Annotated in this window: 10 protein-coding genes; 5 read left to right on the top strand and 5 right to left on the bottom strand. The window is 44.1% G+C overall.

Going from position 1 to position 16,322, the window contains the following annotated elements; translation table 11 throughout:
- Window positions 1–47 precede the first annotated feature (47 nt).
- From FKX85_RS09745 to FKX85_RS09725, 5 genes are all read left to right on the top strand, one after another.
- Window positions 48–1,178, top strand: coding sequence for a glycosyltransferase (locus FKX85_RS09745; RefSeq protein ID WP_141614546.1), 1,131 nt, complete (start codon window positions 48–50; stop codon window positions 1,176–1,178).
- Window positions 1,169–1,780, top strand: coding sequence for an RNA polymerase sigma factor (locus FKX85_RS09740; RefSeq protein WP_141614545.1), 612 nt, complete (start codon window positions 1,169–1,171; stop codon window positions 1,778–1,780). The genes FKX85_RS09745 and FKX85_RS09740 overlap by 10 nt, the downstream gene beginning before the upstream one ends.
- A 107-nt stretch (window positions 1,781–1,887) precedes the next feature.
- Complete coding sequence (gene rsmG / locus FKX85_RS09735) at window positions 1,888–2,532, top strand: 16S rRNA (guanine(527)-N(7))-methyltransferase RsmG (RefSeq protein ID WP_141614544.1); 645 nt, start codon at window positions 1,888–1,890, stop codon at window positions 2,530–2,532.
- Window positions 2,533–2,921: 389 nt separating this feature from the next.
- Complete coding sequence (locus FKX85_RS09730; protein WP_141614543.1) at window positions 2,922–4,712, top strand: glycoside hydrolase family 15 protein; 1,791 nt, start codon at window positions 2,922–2,924, stop codon at window positions 4,710–4,712.
- Between the two features lie 76 nt (window positions 4,713–4,788).
- Entirely contained in the window at window positions 4,789–5,373 is a 585-nt protein-coding gene (locus FKX85_RS09725) for a serine O-acetyltransferase (protein ID WP_141614542.1), read from the top strand.
- A gap of 1,369 nt (window positions 5,374–6,742) precedes the next feature.
- On the opposite strand, the gene FKX85_RS09720 is transcribed toward FKX85_RS09725, so the two are convergent.
- From FKX85_RS09720 to FKX85_RS09700, 5 genes are all read right to left on the bottom strand, one after another.
- A complete protein-coding gene (locus tag FKX85_RS09720; protein WP_141614541.1) occupies window positions 6,743–8,038 on the bottom strand; it encodes an exo-beta-N-acetylmuramidase NamZ family protein in 1,296 nt (431 codons plus the stop codon).
- 54 nt (window positions 8,039–8,092) lie between these two features.
- A complete protein-coding gene (locus tag FKX85_RS09715; RefSeq protein WP_141614540.1) occupies window positions 8,093–9,928 on the bottom strand; it encodes an outer membrane protein assembly factor BamB family protein in 1,836 nt (611 codons plus the stop codon).
- 341 nt (window positions 9,929–10,269) lie between these two features.
- Window positions 10,270–13,239: a glycoside hydrolase family 3 N-terminal domain-containing protein gene (locus FKX85_RS09710; RefSeq protein WP_141614539.1), complete on the bottom strand. Its 2,970-nt coding sequence runs from the start codon at window positions 13,237–13,239 to the stop codon at window positions 10,270–10,272.
- A gap of 225 nt (window positions 13,240–13,464) precedes the next feature.
- The gene (locus tag FKX85_RS09705) at window positions 13,465–15,249 is read right to left on the bottom strand and encodes a glycoside hydrolase family 9 protein (protein WP_141614538.1); all 1,785 of its coding nucleotides are present in this window, start codon (window positions 15,247–15,249) and stop codon (window positions 13,465–13,467) included.
- Window positions 15,250–15,256: 7 nt separating this feature from the next.
- Window positions 15,257–16,063 (bottom strand): polysaccharide deacetylase family protein, encoded by an 807-nt coding sequence (locus tag FKX85_RS09700; RefSeq protein ID WP_229239817.1) that lies wholly within the window; start codon window positions 16,061–16,063, stop codon window positions 15,257–15,259.
- Between the last annotated feature and the right edge of the window lie 259 nt (window positions 16,064–16,322).

Here is a 16,322-nt window from a genome sequence, read left to right as displayed (position 1 = left end):
GAGTTGCTGTTTTTGATTTTATCTTTGTGAGGAAATCCAAACGACACATGATCATCGATTTGCTCTGGCTCATTTTCGGAGCTGCTACATTCATACAAATAATCTACTTTTTGTTCATTTACGGCAAATTAAGCTATTTTTATCATGACCAAAGTGGTGCTACAGCCGACCAAAACCAAGAAGGCGTAAGCATTGTGATTGCCGCACATAACGAAGTACATAACCTCCGAAAGCTCATTCCATTGCTTTTCGAGCAAAATTACCCTGCCTTCGAAGTGCTGATCATTAATGACAGGTCCTATGATGACACACGGCTTCTCCTGGAGCAGATGATGAAAGAATACCCTATGCTCCGCACCGTCACCATCGAATACACTCCTGAGCATGTAACGGCAAAAAAATATGCGCTTACCTTAGGCATCAAAGTCGCCAAATACGATATTCTCTTGCTGACCGATGCCGACTGCCTTCCTGTGTCCGAAAACTGGATCAGACGAATGACCCATCCCATTAGAAATGCTGAGAAGACATTTTCACTGGGCTATGGAGGCTATGACAGGGCCAAGGGCTTTTTGAATGCCCTCATCCAATATGAAACATGGTTTACCGCAATCCAATATTTTTCTTTTGCACTTTGGAACGCACCATATATGGGTGTCGGACGTAACCTGGCCTACCGGCGAAAGTACTTCATGGATCAAAAAGCCTTTAAAAACCTCTGGCAAATCCTCGGTGGCGATGATGACCTTTATGTCAATCGACACGCCAAAAAGAACAACACCGCGGTGGTCATCCACCCCGAAGGCATTACACGCTCGATTCCCAAAAAGACCTTTAAAGAATATTATATACAGAAGACAAGACACTATCAAGCGGGGAAATACTATAAGGCCACCGATAAAGCTAAAATTGGACTTTATGCAATAAGTCATTTGTTTTTTTGGGCTACATCCATAGTTTTGATCAGTATTACGCAAAAGTGGGAACCAATTGTCGTTATTGTCAGTATAATACTTACAAGGGCATTGCTTCAGTTTTCCACATTCAATAGAGCCATTAAAAAAATCGAAGGTCAGAAGAAAGTGTTATGGACCATGTTTTTCGATTTAATGTATTTAAGTTATTTTTGGATTATTGGGGCGAAAGGTTACCTATCAAAGACAGTTAGATGGAAATAAACGAAAGAGGGTTCTCAGATAAAGCACTAGAAGATTTTGACTTAATAGACCAAGCTGTAGACCAAAAAGACCAGCAAGCTTACGCCACGCTCATGAAGCGCTATAAAAAGGCGGTTTATTTTATGATCTTAAAAATGATCCGTGATGCTGATGATGCGGAGGATCTTACCATGGAAGCTTTTGCCAAGGCCTTCAGAAATTTACACAAGTTTAAGAAAGATTATACCTTTAGTACTTGGCTTTTTCGGATCGCCACGAATAATACGATCGATTTTATCCGCAAGAAAAAGCTCAAGACCATGAGCCTGAACAATACCCTCACTGATGACGGTGGGAATTCGGTCAACATAGACGTGGAAGATGATGACAACAACCCTCAGGATGAGTTCATCAAAACCCAACGGATCGAAATGGTACGTATTTTCGTAGACAAACTTCCAGCGAAATACCGTAAACTGGTAAAGTTGAGGTATTTTGATGAACTGTCCTATGATGAAATTGCTCAAGAACTGGACAAACCACTGGGAACGGTAAAAGCTCAACTGCACCGTTCACGTGAACTCCTTTATGAAATTGCCCAAGGAAAGCAAAAATACATTTAAAGGCTTTGGCTTTTAAAGGGAAGAAACTATTGGTTTCAATACATTCTCTTTTCACCTTCAAAACCTAGCTCCTTAAGCCAGTAAATTTAATTACGTCCACAATACATATGAACCAGGAATTAGATCTGATACTATCCTATTTTCCGGAACTTTCCGAAAAGCAAAAGGAACAATTCGCAGCTTTGGGAGACCTCTATCGGGAATGGAACCAGAAAATCAATGTCATCAGCCGAAAAGACATGGATGCTTTTTACCTCCACCATGTTCTGCATTCTCTGGGAATTGCCAAAGTCATGCAGTTTGAACCCGGCACTTGGGTGCTGGACATTGGCACAGGAGGTGGTTTTCCCGGCATCCCATTGGCCATTCTATTTCCTGGGACGAACTTTCACCTTGTTGACTCCATCGGCAAGAAAATCACCGTGGTAAAAGATATCGCTAAAGCCCTAACGCTAAGCAATGTGGAAGCGCAACAAGCAAGAGCTGAATCACTCCAGCGAAAATATGATTTTGTCGTCAGCAGAGCGGTCACGCGCATGGCCAATTTCTATCCTTGGGTGAAAGGTAAGTTTAAAAAAGAAGATTTCAATGAGTTTACCAATGGCATCCTCTACCTGAAAGGTGGCGATGTGGATGAAGAAATGGAAGAGTTACCCATCTCCTATGTCACTTATCACCTTGATGACTATTTCAAAGAAGAGTTCTTTGAAACCAAAAAAGTAGTTTATGTACCCTATGAAGGGAAAAGGTAGTATTCAGTATCTGTAATTCACTAGAGCAAAGAATAAAATAACAAATAGTTGGCAGTAAGTATCAAGAAAAGACTGTTTTAGATTATTACTAGTTCCCAACGATAAGATGTATTAGAAGTTCCTTGGTAATTGATGAAGCAAAAATGGTCGGAATTAGCTATGGCGATATCCCAAAGATCCAACAGGAACTTAAGCCTTATGGTCACCTATAGCACAATCAATGTATTTATCTGGCTGAAGTTGGACGTCGATTAAGCGTTATTGAACATGGCCAACTTTCAAGTCTTACAACATTTCAACCACACAACCTTCTTACCTTTTCATTTTTTTACTATATTCAGCGCTAACCCAAACTTGCCTACTTTTTTACACCATTCAACCTAAAATTTATGACAAAAAGACATCTTTATGGTACAGGGCTGATCGGAAACTGTGCTTATATCGCCCACATTGAAAAAAACACCAATATTAGCTGGCTCTGCTTTCCACGCTTTGACAGTGACTTCATTTTTGGAGGAATGCTGGATAGAGAAAAAGGAGGAGAATTCAGCATTTTACCAGAATCCAGTGCTTTTACTACCCAGCAAGAATACCTTGAAAACACCAATATTCTTAAAACCACCGTCATGTTGGATAATGGCGAAGAGGCTTACTCAGTAACGGATTTTGCCCCGCGATTCATGAATTTTGAACGCTACCACAAACCACTGATGGTGGTCAGAAAAATCGAGCCCATCTCAGGTGAACCAAAGATCAAAATCAACTGTAAGCCGGTCACCAATAGAGGAAAAAAGAAACTCCGGCCTAGCATGAACAGCAACCATATTGAATTTTTGGGTGCTGAACAAGAAGTACGACTTACCGCAAATTGTTCGGTAAACTACATCATGGAAGACCGGGCATTCAGGTTGCAGCGTCCCATTTACTTGTTTTTTACCTATGGCCAACCGTTGGAAGCACCTGTGGAGAGTACCGCTGAACGCTTTTTGCAAGCCACCACCCAGTATTGGCGGGAATGGATCAAATCTACCAGTATACCACACTTCTACCAAAAACTGGTAGTTAGATCTGCTCTTGCACTTAAAATACACCAGTTTGAAGATACCGGAGCCATCATTGCGGCCTCCACCACCAGTCTGCCGGAATCGCCTGGTTCTACCAGGAACTGGGACTATCGCTACTGCTGGATCCGAGATAGCTACTATACCTTAAATGTATTTAACTCACTTGGGCACTTCCAAGAATTGGAAAGGTATTTTGAATACATCCAAAACTTGCCCACCAATGCCAATGGCCGCTACCAACCGCTCTATTCCATTACCGGTTCTGCACTATTGGAAGAAGAGCTCAGTGATCTATCAGGATACCTTGACAACCAGCCCGTGCGGTTTGGCAATCAAGCCTACACACACATCCAAAACGACCTTTACGGCCAGGTATTGGTAAGTCTTTTACCTCTTTATGCTGATAAACGGTTTATTGAATCTGAAAAAAGCCACTCGGCACCTTTTATCCATAACCTCTTGGATAAAATAGAGGAGACCATGAATGAGAAAGATGCAGGCCTTTGGGAGTTCAGGAATTTGGCGCAGGAACACTGCTATACCTTTATTTTCCACTGGGCAGGATCATGTGCTGCTATCAAAATCGCCGATCGTCTTCAGGATGACTCCATGAAAGAAAAGGCAGAAAAGCTCAGGTTACAGTCGATCGAAAAAATAGAGGCATGCTATGTCCCTGAAATGAAAGCCTATTCGCAAGCCATTGGCACCAAAAACATGGATGCCAGCACCTTACAGCTGATCACCATGGGATATTTTGGCAATGACATTGAGCGCGCTAACAATCATTTGAAAATGCTTGAGAAGGATCTCTTGGCCAAAGATTACCTGTTTTACCGCTATAAGCACATGGATGATTTTGGCGTGCCGGAGACCACATTTCTGATTTGTGCTTTTTGGTACATCGAAGCACTCGCCTGTGTGAATCGCCTAGATGAAGCGGTGGAAGGCTTCGAGACCCTCACCAAATACTGCAACCACCTTCAGCTCTTCTCAGAGGATGTCGATCATAAAACAGGTAGCCAGTGGGGCAACTTCCCTCAAGCTTATAGCCACGTGGGGCTAATGAATGCAGCCTACCGGATTGGTCAAAAACTGGATAAACCAAACTTCCTGTAATGGTCTATTAGTATACGTAAATTACTTCCAAGTGCCCTTGAGTTTTCAAGGGCCTTTTAGAATCCACACCAACAACATGATCAAGACAAAAAATGACTACAACGATTATATAAAGCAGGACGCCCTATCCATGGGGATCAAAATCAATTCTGTAAAAAATCGTCTGGTGGCCAAACTATCCAATCCTCGCTGGAAGTTCATTGTGACCCTCAGAAAGTGTGAATACCACAAAAACAACAAAAACAAGCCGCTCTCAAAAATCCTATATGGTTACTATTTTTATAAGTATAAGACATTAGGTGTCAAACTAGGCTTCACTATCCCTGCCAATGTTTGTTCCAAGGGACTTTCATTACCGCATTACGGTACAATCATCATAAGCAAGAATGCAACAATAGGTGAAAACTGCCGCATACATGCCTGTGTCAATATTGGAGCAAGCGCAGGGTCTCCTGAAGCTCCAAAGATCGGAAAAAATGTATATATCGGGCCAGGAGCTAAGCTTTTTGGAGATATCCAAATTGGAGATTCCTGCACCATAGGCGCCAATGCGGTGGTCAACAAATCATTTACTGACCAAAATTGTGTTATCGGAGGTATCCCTGCCAAAATACTTAAAGAGAATAAGTCTGATTGGTTAGCAGATAATAACCTAGCCTGATGTAAACAGAAATGGTTTCCTGGCTAGCTATCCCCTACTGAGAACAATACATTTCTACTTTCCAAAAAAAACGATATCCAGATCATTGGAATATCCAATACGGCTTTTTTACCCCCTTCCGACTCTATTTTAACTCGAATTATGCATTAAGAATTTAGTAGCCAGGTAAAACCGAAAACTAAAGCGTAGCGGCTGATTTTGAAGTAATTTCAGGTCGCAACAGATAGGCTAATGCATATTTTCGGGGTAAAGCCATAGTTTCAGGGTAAAGCCATAGTTTCAGGGTAAAGCCATAGTTTCAGATCAAGCAATATTTCTGGGGGCGGGAGAAGATTTATATTCATTTGGTATGTCGCCACGAAGCCGCCAAGACACGAAGTGTTTTGTAGGCGGATTCCAAATTTCATGGAAAACAAACAGCTTTGGGTCTTAGAATCTTTGTGGCAAAAAAACAAAAAAGAAATCCTAATAAAATAAAGGGATTCATGCCCTCAACTTTTTCGCTTGCCTCCTTTTTAGCACATTTTGAGGACCATGCAGTATTTCTGGAAGATGAGAGATTTCCAGGTGGTTTTGGTAAGCATATTTCTCTTTAATTTAGCAATAGGAATGTGTAGATTATAAAATCAGTATAAATCCGTCATTACGAATGCAGAGCAACGGAGTGAAGCAATCTCGTTTTCTTAATACGGGATTGCCACGTTCCCGATAGCTCGGGACAGGCTATACTTCCTCGCAATGAATTGTGTATTTTAAATCGCGTTTATTATAAAAAATCAGCGTAAATCTTATTAATCTGCATCATCTGCGTGCAATCGAAACTAACCCTAATCCCCCCCAGCTTTTCCGCTTGATCCATAGTTTCACTATTCCATCTGTCGGATCAATTCATAGTAAAGAATAAATTATTGGTTCTATATGATTTACGATGGGTAAACTGAGTGCTGGCGGACTATGGAAATCAAAGAATCGCGTGGACTGATGAATGGGGTACCCATGCTCCTGATGCAGTCAATAATCATATATGTTTTCCTTGCCCATGGTCAGTAAATACGGCACTGTTAGAATCTGTATCCAATATCTGTTACCCAAGCCAATGCTCCTAAGGAGCATCCCTGCTGACACTTCTGCCGGCTAAAATAGTGAGAAGGGAGTCCTGGCCAATGCAGCTAGGCATTTAAGCTTGGTAAAATCAGGTTGCCTTGAGAGGGCTTTGTGCCGTAGGAACAAAACTATTTCCCTGATCTATCCGCACAAGTGGGAGAGTCCCTTGGTTAATTTACCCACAGTATTCCATATAGATCAAAAAGAAAAAAACCATGCGGAATAGCGCATGGTTTTTAATTTGATAATGCTAAAGGTTAACCTTTTAATACATAAGATACACCGATCTTCGTTCATTAAAATAAAGCAATCCTTCCTGCCATTCTTGAATGATTGCCTCTGGTGATTTGCCTTCCAATATCTGCTGCCTCACCGCTGCAGTCTTCCACAAGCCATCCATTCTTTTTCCCTTCCATTCCAACTTATCCGGATACTGTTTAAAAAGCGCATCCAACATATATACTGCTGCTTTGGCCGATTCAAACTTATTTCTCGCCGTAATGTTAATCATGGCACTGTTACACGTATCACCCATAAATTTTGGCGGATAAATCTCTATACCATCTACCACCTTTCCGGGCACATACTTGCTTGGCTCAAAAGTCACTCCTTCTAATCCATAAGCAGTTAGTTTATCACTTAACGATTCCCCATCAATCCACGGCGCACCTATATGTTCAAACGGATGCAGTGTTCCTCTGGCTTCTGATATATTGGTTCCTTCCAAGAGGCAGGTCATGGGATACAGCGTCGCAGTGGTCAGCGTAAGCATATTAGGGGATGGCTTTATCCAAGGCAGTCCAGTTTCATCATACCACATATCCCGCTCATAGTGCTTCATCTTCACCACCGTCAAATCAGCCTGCTGCATTCCTGCCAGCTTACGCTCTTCATTAAACATGTGTGCCAGTTCCCCTACGGTCATTCCATGTACTACGGGCAACTGGTCTACCCCTATTACCTGTTCTTCTTGTTTATCCCCCACGGGACCATCCACATAGATTCCTCCTATAGCGTTTGGCCTGTCCAGTACCACATATGGAATCCCTTGCTCAGCAGCAGCTTCCAGCACATGGTTCATGGTGGCGATATATGTGTAAAACCGCGCCCCCACATCCTGGATATCAAAAAGGACGATGTCAATACCTTCCAGCATTTCCGGTGTCGGCTTTCTTACTTCCCCATACAGGGAAACCACCGGCAGTCCGGTATCTTTATCCTTGCCGTCGGCTACATGCGTATCTTCATCACCTCGGATCCCATGTTCAGGACCAAAAAGCAGTTTCAAATCCACTTCTTCATTTTTGTGCAGCACATCCACTATATGGCTGCCATCGGGCAGCAAACCCGTATGATTGGTCACCAAAGCCACTTTTTTTCCTTTCACCAAGGGGAAGAATTCTGCATCAAACAGCCTTTCCGCTCCGATTAGTACCCTTTCTGGCTTTTCCGAAGTAATCTCTTTCGCCTGTTCTCTACCTGATTTGTTTTGACAGGCATTGCCGATGATGATTACTGCTATAAACAGGATCACCGGATTTAGCACGTTATTTTTGATCATGATTTCACTTTTAAAACTTTACTTTACAACTTTTTAATCTTCCAACCTTCATTTCTAAAACTCCAATGACTCCACCTTTCCGTCCATCGTCGCTACAATCAGGGAATGATCATCAATCACGTTCACCGTATTGGCCATGGAATTATCGATTTTATGGGCCCAATTGATTTTCCTGGTTTCAGGATTGATACTGTAAACCGTACTGTTTTTAGTACCAAAGTAAACCGCGCCACTTTTCTCTACCAACATCGACGGCACATGCTCATAGCCAAACCCGCAGTCCATCCGCCAGGCAAGTTTGGCTGTTTCTTTTCCTGCCTCAAAAGCCACAATTTCATCGTTCATCGTTTTACCATATACCCATTTCCCGTCTGCTGACATTCCTATGGACTCCCTTACTGTAGCTTCATTACTTCTCCACAATGTGGTGCCGCCGACAGCATCCAGAGCGGTGATGTACCGGTCTGGGGCTACTATATAGACTACCCCATCATTTGCTACAGGAATACACATGGCCGGTGAATACATCCGGTTGGCAGAGCCATTGTCCCACTTCCAGGCCAACTCTCCGTCTTCAATATCCAAGGCATACAGGTGCTTGTCCCAAGCCCCGAAAATGACCATATCCTTATAAAGCAATGGATTACTCACGACAGGGCCTTCTACTCCTTCATACTCCCAAATCACCTTTCCGTTTTTAGCATTAAGGGAACGAAATTTCCCATCACTGCCACCAATATAAACAACCCCTTCCTTCACAATGGGAGAGCCCAAAACTGAAGCCCCTGTTGGCGTCTTCCATACCAGCTCGCCGTTGCTCAAGTCCAATGCATAGATATTCCCATCACCTGATCCCAAAATCACCAAATCATCATAAACCGCTGGAGAAGAAAATATTCCTGCACCTGTCTGAAAATCCCAGAGCACTTCTCCAGTTTGACTGGACAGTGCTTCTACTTTACCCAGGCTGTTCCCGAAAACCACTTTTCCCTTTGCTTCCACGGGGGTAGAGATCACGTTGGCATTGGAGTGATAGCTCCATTTGCTTTTTACCTGGTCATAGGTTTCGTTTATACTGAAATCAGGTCTTTGGTAAGCCTCTTTGTCCTGATAATCCCTTCTTCCCAGCACAACTTTCCGCCAGGGAGCGGCAGTGCCTTCACCCGGGGTTCTCTCTGAAAAATACGCCTTGTCATTTTTTATTTCTACTATATTGTATCCTCCCACTTGATCTTTGGCTCTCAGGTTGGACCTTCCCATGATACCGGGAATACCTTCAAAATCATATGGTTTATTCCGATGTCCGTGCCCACAGATGGAAAACTGGGTGTTGTATTCCTTCAGCCGATCAGTGAGTTCGAACCAGTTATCCAGGCTATTGTCCAGTGGATAATGGTTCACATTGATGATGCGCTGGTCTTTGGGTGTTGCTGCCAAAACAGAATCCATCCACACCACTGCATCCCTAGGGATATGTCCATCAGACATGCGGACGTAGGGCCCTGAAGCTGTCCCGATAAACTTGTACCCTTCATGCTCAAACACAAACTTATCATAACCAAACGCCTTGATAAAACTCACCCCGCCCGATGCTGACCAGCCGGTATCATGATTACCGGGTATCACATAAAATGGAATTTTCAGTTTGGTAATAATTTCCTTTGCGCGCGCTATTTCTTCATCCGTACCCATCTCCGTAATATCTCCGGTGAGCAGTACAAATTCCAGGTTATTTTGCGCATTAATATCCTCCACAGTTCTCTCCAAATCCTCCTCTGCAGCGCCATTGGGCGAACCAATATGGGTGTCCGTCACAAAGGCAAACTTGAAGTTTTGGCCAAAGACAACCCCGAACTGCATCACCAGAAGCAATGCCAGTAAATTTTTCATAGTTTAGTTAATGGTTATTGGTTATTAAGTTATTTAGCAAATGGTCGATACGTCCCTACAACACTGATAGAAACCAAACCATTCGAGATTTGTAATTACTTGCCATGGGTATTAGCGAAAAGGAAATGTAAATGGTGCAGTCATCGCCGCTAATACCAAACTGCTTTACTTCATCTATTTTCATGGATTTCACCCATGTCCGCCGCGGTGGATTTTACTCTATCTAGTGCTAGACAAGCCCTACGGAGTTAGTGCAGGCCGTATCTATTTCTGCTATTATTCCTCTTAATATTTTGCTCTCTCATAATCATAATACTTCCCTCTTGCACTTGACATGCTCATTACTCAATACTCATTACTCCCTTCATCGCCTGATACACCTCTTCCAGCACATTGGTACGGGTATTGAGTTGATATAACTTTGTGTTTTCCCGGGTAGTATGTACCCTGTTGGACAGGAAGATATAAACCAATTTATTTTCCGGATCCACCCAGGCATAGGTTCCCGTAAATCCCGTATGGCCAAAGCTACTGGCAGGGGCACTGGGCGCTGAATTCCCTTCAGGATCACCTGGCTTCCTCGGACGGTCAAAACCCAGTGCCCGGTAATTGCCCGGGCAAAACTGGCATTTACCAAATTCACTCACGGTATTCCCTTTGATCAACGTTTCTCCGGCATACTCACCATCATTCAGGTAAAGCTGCATCAGCTTGGCCAGGTCATTGGAATTGCCGAAAAGCCCTGCGTGTCCACTGATTCCTCCAAGCATCGATGCTCCTTCATCGTGCACCGTTCCGTGCAGCAACTGGCGCCTAAACAAACTATCATATTCTGTAGGCACGATTCTGTCCAAGGGATATTGCTTATAAGGATTAAAGGTCAAGGTACTAGCTCCCAAATGATCATAAATGGTCTCATTCAGGTAGTCGACAAAACCTTGTCCAGTCACACTCTCCACCACTTTAGGAGCCAGGATAAAGGAAAGGTCACTGTAGACATATTTCTTTTCTGCGCTAACAGGGGACTTCATGATTTCCTTGTAGATCTTATCGGCATAGTGGCGATGGATATAAAGATGATCAGCCACTTTTATTGGAAAACGTTTGCTTGGTAGGTCCTTGAACGTAAACCATTTGAACGAGCCATTTTTTCTTACCGTGCTTTTCCAAAAGGCAATCCAGGAAGTCAATCCTGCCTGATGGGTCAGAATGTCCCGATAGACTAAATCTTCTTTATTGGTTCCTCTGGCCATGGGCAGGTAAGTACCTAAGGTCTTGTTTTCATCAAATTTACCATCCCCACGCAATTCCATCAGCGCGGCAAGCGCAGTACTGATTTTCGTCACAGAAGCCAGGTCATATAAATCGGTAATCTGTACAGGAACTTCCTTTTCATAGGTATGGTAGCCAAATGCTTTTTGGTAAAACACTTTACCATCTTTAGCCACCAACACCGACGCACCGGGAATAGCCTTTTCATGTATGGCCTGCTCCACCAACGTTTGAATACCATCCAAATCCTGTTCGGCAATTCCCACCGCTTCGGGCTCTACATAGGAAAAACGAAAACCCTCTTTTGTGACAAGTCCATCACCGGTCTTAAAATGACGATTAATGGTGACAGGTAATTTCCCTTTGGCTCCCACTCCTCCGAAAACAAGCTGTGAGGCCACATCCTGGGTCAGCTCGGACTCCTGATAAGCAGCGATCACCGCAGAAGCCTTCTCCAGATCCTCCAGCTTATCCAAACTGTATACATTACCAAATACGGCCACCACCGTAGACTTCGTATGGATCAATTCCTTCAGGAAAACATTCATTTCGGCGGTAATCCCAAAATTCTTCACACTTGCTTTCAGGCCTAAATTATGAACACCAACAATGACTTTGGAATAATCCTGAAGTTCCTCCAGCAGGTCTTCCAGCTTGGATAAAGAAGTTTCTTTCGGTACGAAGAATTGATCAGCCTCAACATACCTGTTTAGCCCCTTCTGAAAAGCGGTTTCCTCCTCAGCACCAAGTGCTACATATGCCGGCTTTTCTTCAGCAAGATTCTTTATGGGCAAGATTTCCTTTTCATTTCTCAGCAAAGTAATGGAAGCCTCCACCAATTGTCTGTTCAGATAGCGGGCTTCGGAAGTATTCAAATCTTCATGGATATGCTCCATGGAGACCGGTGTATAGTCACTTAAGCCCTGCCAGTCCTTTGCCTTCAGTACTTTCATCACACGCCTGTCCACCTCTTCCTGGGTGATTTCTCCATTTTGAATGGCTTTCTTAACCTCCTGTATGGTGGTTTTTACATCCATGGTATTAAGCAGCATATCATTTCCCGCCAATAAGGCTTTGACATCTACGATCCCCGGAGGATAGAACTTGGCCACTCCTTGCATGTTCAGCGCATCGGTAAATACCAATCCTTCATACCCCATCTCTCCCTTAAGCAAATCCGTTACGATGGGTTTGGAAAGTGTCGAAGCAAGATTAGGCGTATCATCCAGCACAGGAATACTCATATGTGCCACCATCACACTGCCAAGGCCATTATCCATCAGTTCTTTGAATGGATAAAGCTCTGTATTTTCCAACCGCTCACGTGAAAAGCTGATCAATGGTAAGCCGACATGGGAATCCACATCCGTATCCCCATGGCCTGGAAAATGCTTGGCATTGGCCAGTACATGCTCATCCTGCATCCCTTTCATATAGGCCATCGCCTTAGCGGTGACATTTTCCTTTTCTTCTCCAAATGACCGGAAGCCGATCACGGGGTTGTTTGCATTATTATTGATGTCCACAACAGGGGCAAAATTGACATTGACACCTATCCGCTTACATTGTCGGGCGATCTCCTTGCCCATTTTATAAATCAGCACTTCATCCTCAATGCCTCCGAGAGCCATTTGATAAGGAAAACTCATAGTGCTGTCCAGTCGCATTCCAAGGCCCCATTCCGCATCAATGGAAACCATCAGTGGCACATCGCTGATCCGCTGGTAACGATTGGTCATGCTCGCCTGTCTGCCCGGGCCTCCCTGAAAAAAGATCAGACCACCCACTTTGTACTGCTCCACTAGCTGCGCTATGGAATCCTCATAGCTTCGGTCCCGGTTGGAATAGACCGGAATCATAATGAGCTGGGCGATTCGCTCCCCCGGACTCAGGGTTTTAAAAACGGAATCCGCCCAAGTGCTTTCAGCCCGTAAAAAAGGGACACCGGTCTCCGGGGAATCCGTCTGCGCCTCGGCCTTTCCAATTCCCGCCAGCAACAGTAAACTCAGCAACCCGCTCTTTAATAAATGGTATTTCATTGTTTATTATGTTTAATCTTTTTCTTATTCAATGTCTATCCCTCGACTCCCTGCCTACCGGCAAGGCAGGTGCTCGGGATGACGTGTTTAAATTGTCCTCCCGAGGTAACGAGGGATCTCTTCCTGTAAGGATTACCGAAAGAGCCCCCTCCCTTTGTCGGGATGACAAACGACCCCGCTTAACCTGCCAATTTTTCAACTTTCCAAACTTAAAATCTTCCAATCTCACTTGCTCCAATGCGTCATCATCAGAATCGCTCCGGCAGTACCGTCCATTGTGGGTTCATTGGTACTGTAATCTCCCGAATCATCATGGTATACCACTTTCTCGTTCTGAAATTCGGCAAATTCATCCGATTCCTGCAAATGAAGCCCGAGAAGATTATTGTAAATGGACGTATAAACTGGTCCATCTACCAATCCTCCCGGGACCTTCAACCCTAACAAAACATATAAGCTCGTGTGTACCGACTCAGGATATTCTCCATTGGCGGGCAATCCGGTGAACATGGACGTCCCCCAGGGATTTCTGCCAAACAGCCAATCCCGCTGACTGGCCAGGTATCCGCTGTACTGCTGGTCCCCGCTCATCTTTTCATATAATATCATCTGGGTGATCAGCCCGGTCATCAGGTTATTGGAACACCAAATAAAAGGTACGCCTACCTTAAAAGGATTTTTGTTGGCCCGCTTGAGGGTGTAGCGTATGCCGTCCAGGTAATAGCTTTCCAATTGTTTCTGAAAATCTTCGCCCACCAGATCATGGAGGACATAATGTCCCATATTGATAAATGGATAAAGCCGATAATGATCTGTGGAATCCACCATGGTCCAGGAGTCTGCGGTATTGCTCTTCAACGCATAGCTTTTGGCCTGCTCCAGGTATTCCTTTTGGCCCGTGGTCTTAAAGAGCTCTGCTGCACCCCATTCCATATCATCTGCCCAGGTGGATTCATTGTAGCGGTAAGGGGCACTGTAAGAGTTGCCCTGCTGATAACCTTCTTTTTCCCTGCCCAGGGCGTACAAACTGACGGCCGCCTTTTGGCACTTTTCTGCAAAAGCAGGATCCTTCATCCGCCAAACCCTTGCCGCCAGGGCCATCGCCGCTGCACTTCTTCCGGCAATGTTAGCCACTCCTGTCGCTTCACTCTTATACTGCCGAAGCCCTTGCGGTTCTCCGGTGGCAAAATAGGCCGGTCGGTAGCTGTTTTCTCCCCATCCGTAGTCGGAATTGTCCCGATCCGGGATTTTGTATCCCTTATGGTCACGGTCATCGGCCACTTGATGAAAAAGCTGGTCTGGTTCAGGATGCATTTTCAGGATCCAGTCCAACCCCCACTTTGCTTCGTCCAGGATATCGGGAAGACCATTTTCCCCGGTTTGGCCCAATGCATTTACCTTATCCTGAAAGCGGTCCGGATACATTTCATAGGCCAGGAGCATATGGGCTGTGGCATAACTGGAAGTGATCAAGTATTTCAATTGGTCACCTGCGTCGTGCCAACCTCCACTGACATCTACAAAAGTACTGTCTGGCATCGGTCCAAAAAATGACCGCCCGTCCCGCTGGTGACAGACCATATCCAATGTGGGATTATAGCCGCACCGCTGCTGCCGCATAAATTCCAGCAAGGTTTCCTGCTGGTGGGTATACACATCCTTTCCGATCCTGAAGGAATCAGAACTGATATTGGATTTTTTGGTTTGAAGCTTATAGCTGCCTTCCTTGGCCACTTCTGAAAAATCTATGGAATAATAATGGTCAAAATCACCCCAAGGATCTGTTTTGTCTTTTTTAGCTTTGATTTCCAGCACCACTTCCCCACTTGTTTCGTTGATCAACTGTACTTTCCCCAGGATGGGCTTTTTACTGAAAGCGACCGCCACTTTGCTATCCCCGGGTAAATACCCCAGTTGATTGACACGAAAATAAACCGCCTCATCTTGAACCAGGGATGAAATTTCCAATGGATGTAAAAAACTTGCCAAGTAAAGTAAAATCAATATCATGGATTAGTCAATTGGTGGTGTTAAGTAATTGGTCAACGGTAGTAAACCGGTAATTTTCTGTTTGCAATGCTTCAATTAGTTCAGGTAATTTCTCATGAAATTTATCCTTTCTTTCCGGCCCTGCACCGATATGCAGTAACAGCAAAAAACCGTTCAGGTCTGCTTTGGCTTCATAATCCAAAATACTATGAATGATTTCTTCACTGCTTACGTAATTGGCCATGGAAGGGTCTGTATAATCCGCATTGGAACGGGTGCCAGGAGTGAAGTTAATTAATTGTAGGCCAAATCCCCTCGTCCATTGACTGATCTTCTCATTGTACCATTCATAAGGCGGTAGGAAATACCTGGTATCTGCCTTTTCAATTCCCCATTTTGCCATTTCCGCATAATTGCCTTTTAAATCCTCTTCAAATATCTCCTTGCTGACCAACAGACTGTCCCGGTTATCCCAATCACAATACAGCAAGTGCTTATCAGAATGGGCTCCCAGGTAATGTCCGTCTTCCTTAATATCCAGGATCAACTGCCGGAAATCTTCATTTCTGTAAAAACTCCCGGTAAAGAAAAACGATGCTTTGATTCCATAACGAGACAATGTCCGCAGTATATAGCTTCCTCCTTCGGCATAATGATGGCCTGTAAATATCAGTGCCAATTGCTTATTATCAGGATTTCCCCTGATAATGGCTCCTTCAGACAGCGTATAGGGATCATGGTTTTGCCCAAATGCCTGGAACTGCATCAAAATCATCCACAGCACACCAACACCTAGCCGGATTTTATGATAATTTATATCTCGATTAAGCAACATATTTGGATAAAAATCCTAAAAATGCCCCTCTTTTCATAACCAAAAGAAGGGCATACCAAACAAACATTCAACTCAATGAATAGTGTAAAGTGCCATCCATGTATCGTCATTGCGACGACTGAAAGGAGGAAGCAATCTTGCTGTTTGAAAATCAAGATTGCCCCACTCCACTATCGTTCCTTTCGCAATGGTTCTCCATTTTGTAGCTTAGCCAGAGACTCAAGTGATACTTAAGTACTGGGGCTTTGCCCCAGCACAA

Source organism: Echinicola soli (assembly GCF_006575665.1).
Classification (GTDB): domain Bacteria; phylum Bacteroidota; class Bacteroidia; order Cytophagales; family Cyclobacteriaceae; genus Echinicola; species Echinicola soli.
This window is presented reverse-complemented; position numbering and strand designations above follow the sequence as displayed.

Bases quoted from the DNA above. Each gene is read 5' to 3' on its own strand.
- FKX85_RS09745 (WP_141614546.1), top strand. From the start codon at position 48: ATGATCATCGATTTGCTCTGGCTCATTTTCGGAGCTGCTACATTCATA.
- FKX85_RS09740 (WP_141614545.1), top strand. From the start codon at position 1,169: ATGGAAATAAACGAAAGAGGGTTCTCAGATAAAGCACTAGAAGATTTT.
- rsmG (WP_141614544.1), top strand. From the start codon at position 1,888: ATGAACCAGGAATTAGATCTGATACTATCCTATTTTCCGGAACTTTCC.
- FKX85_RS09730 (WP_141614543.1), top strand. From the start codon at position 2,922: ATGACAAAAAGACATCTTTATGGTACAGGGCTGATCGGAAACTGTGCT.
- FKX85_RS09725 (WP_141614542.1), top strand. From the start codon at position 4,789: ATGATCAAGACAAAAAATGACTACAACGATTATATAAAGCAGGACGCC.
- FKX85_RS09720 (WP_141614541.1), bottom strand. From the start codon at position 8,038: ATGATCAAAAATAACGTGCTAAATCCGGTGATCCTGTTTATAGCAGTA.
- FKX85_RS09715 (WP_141614540.1), bottom strand. From the start codon at position 9,928: ATGAAAAATTTACTGGCATTGCTTCTGGTGATGCAGTTCGGGGTTGTC.
- FKX85_RS09710 (WP_141614539.1), bottom strand. From the start codon at position 13,239: ATGAAATACCATTTATTAAAGAGCGGGTTGCTGAGTTTACTGTTGCTG.
- FKX85_RS09705 (WP_141614538.1), bottom strand. From the start codon at position 15,249: ATGATATTGATTTTACTTTACTTGGCAAGTTTTTTACATCCATTGGAA.
- FKX85_RS09700 (WP_229239817.1), bottom strand. From the start codon at position 16,063: ATGTTGCTTAATCGAGATATAAATTATCATAAAATCCGGCTAGGTGTT.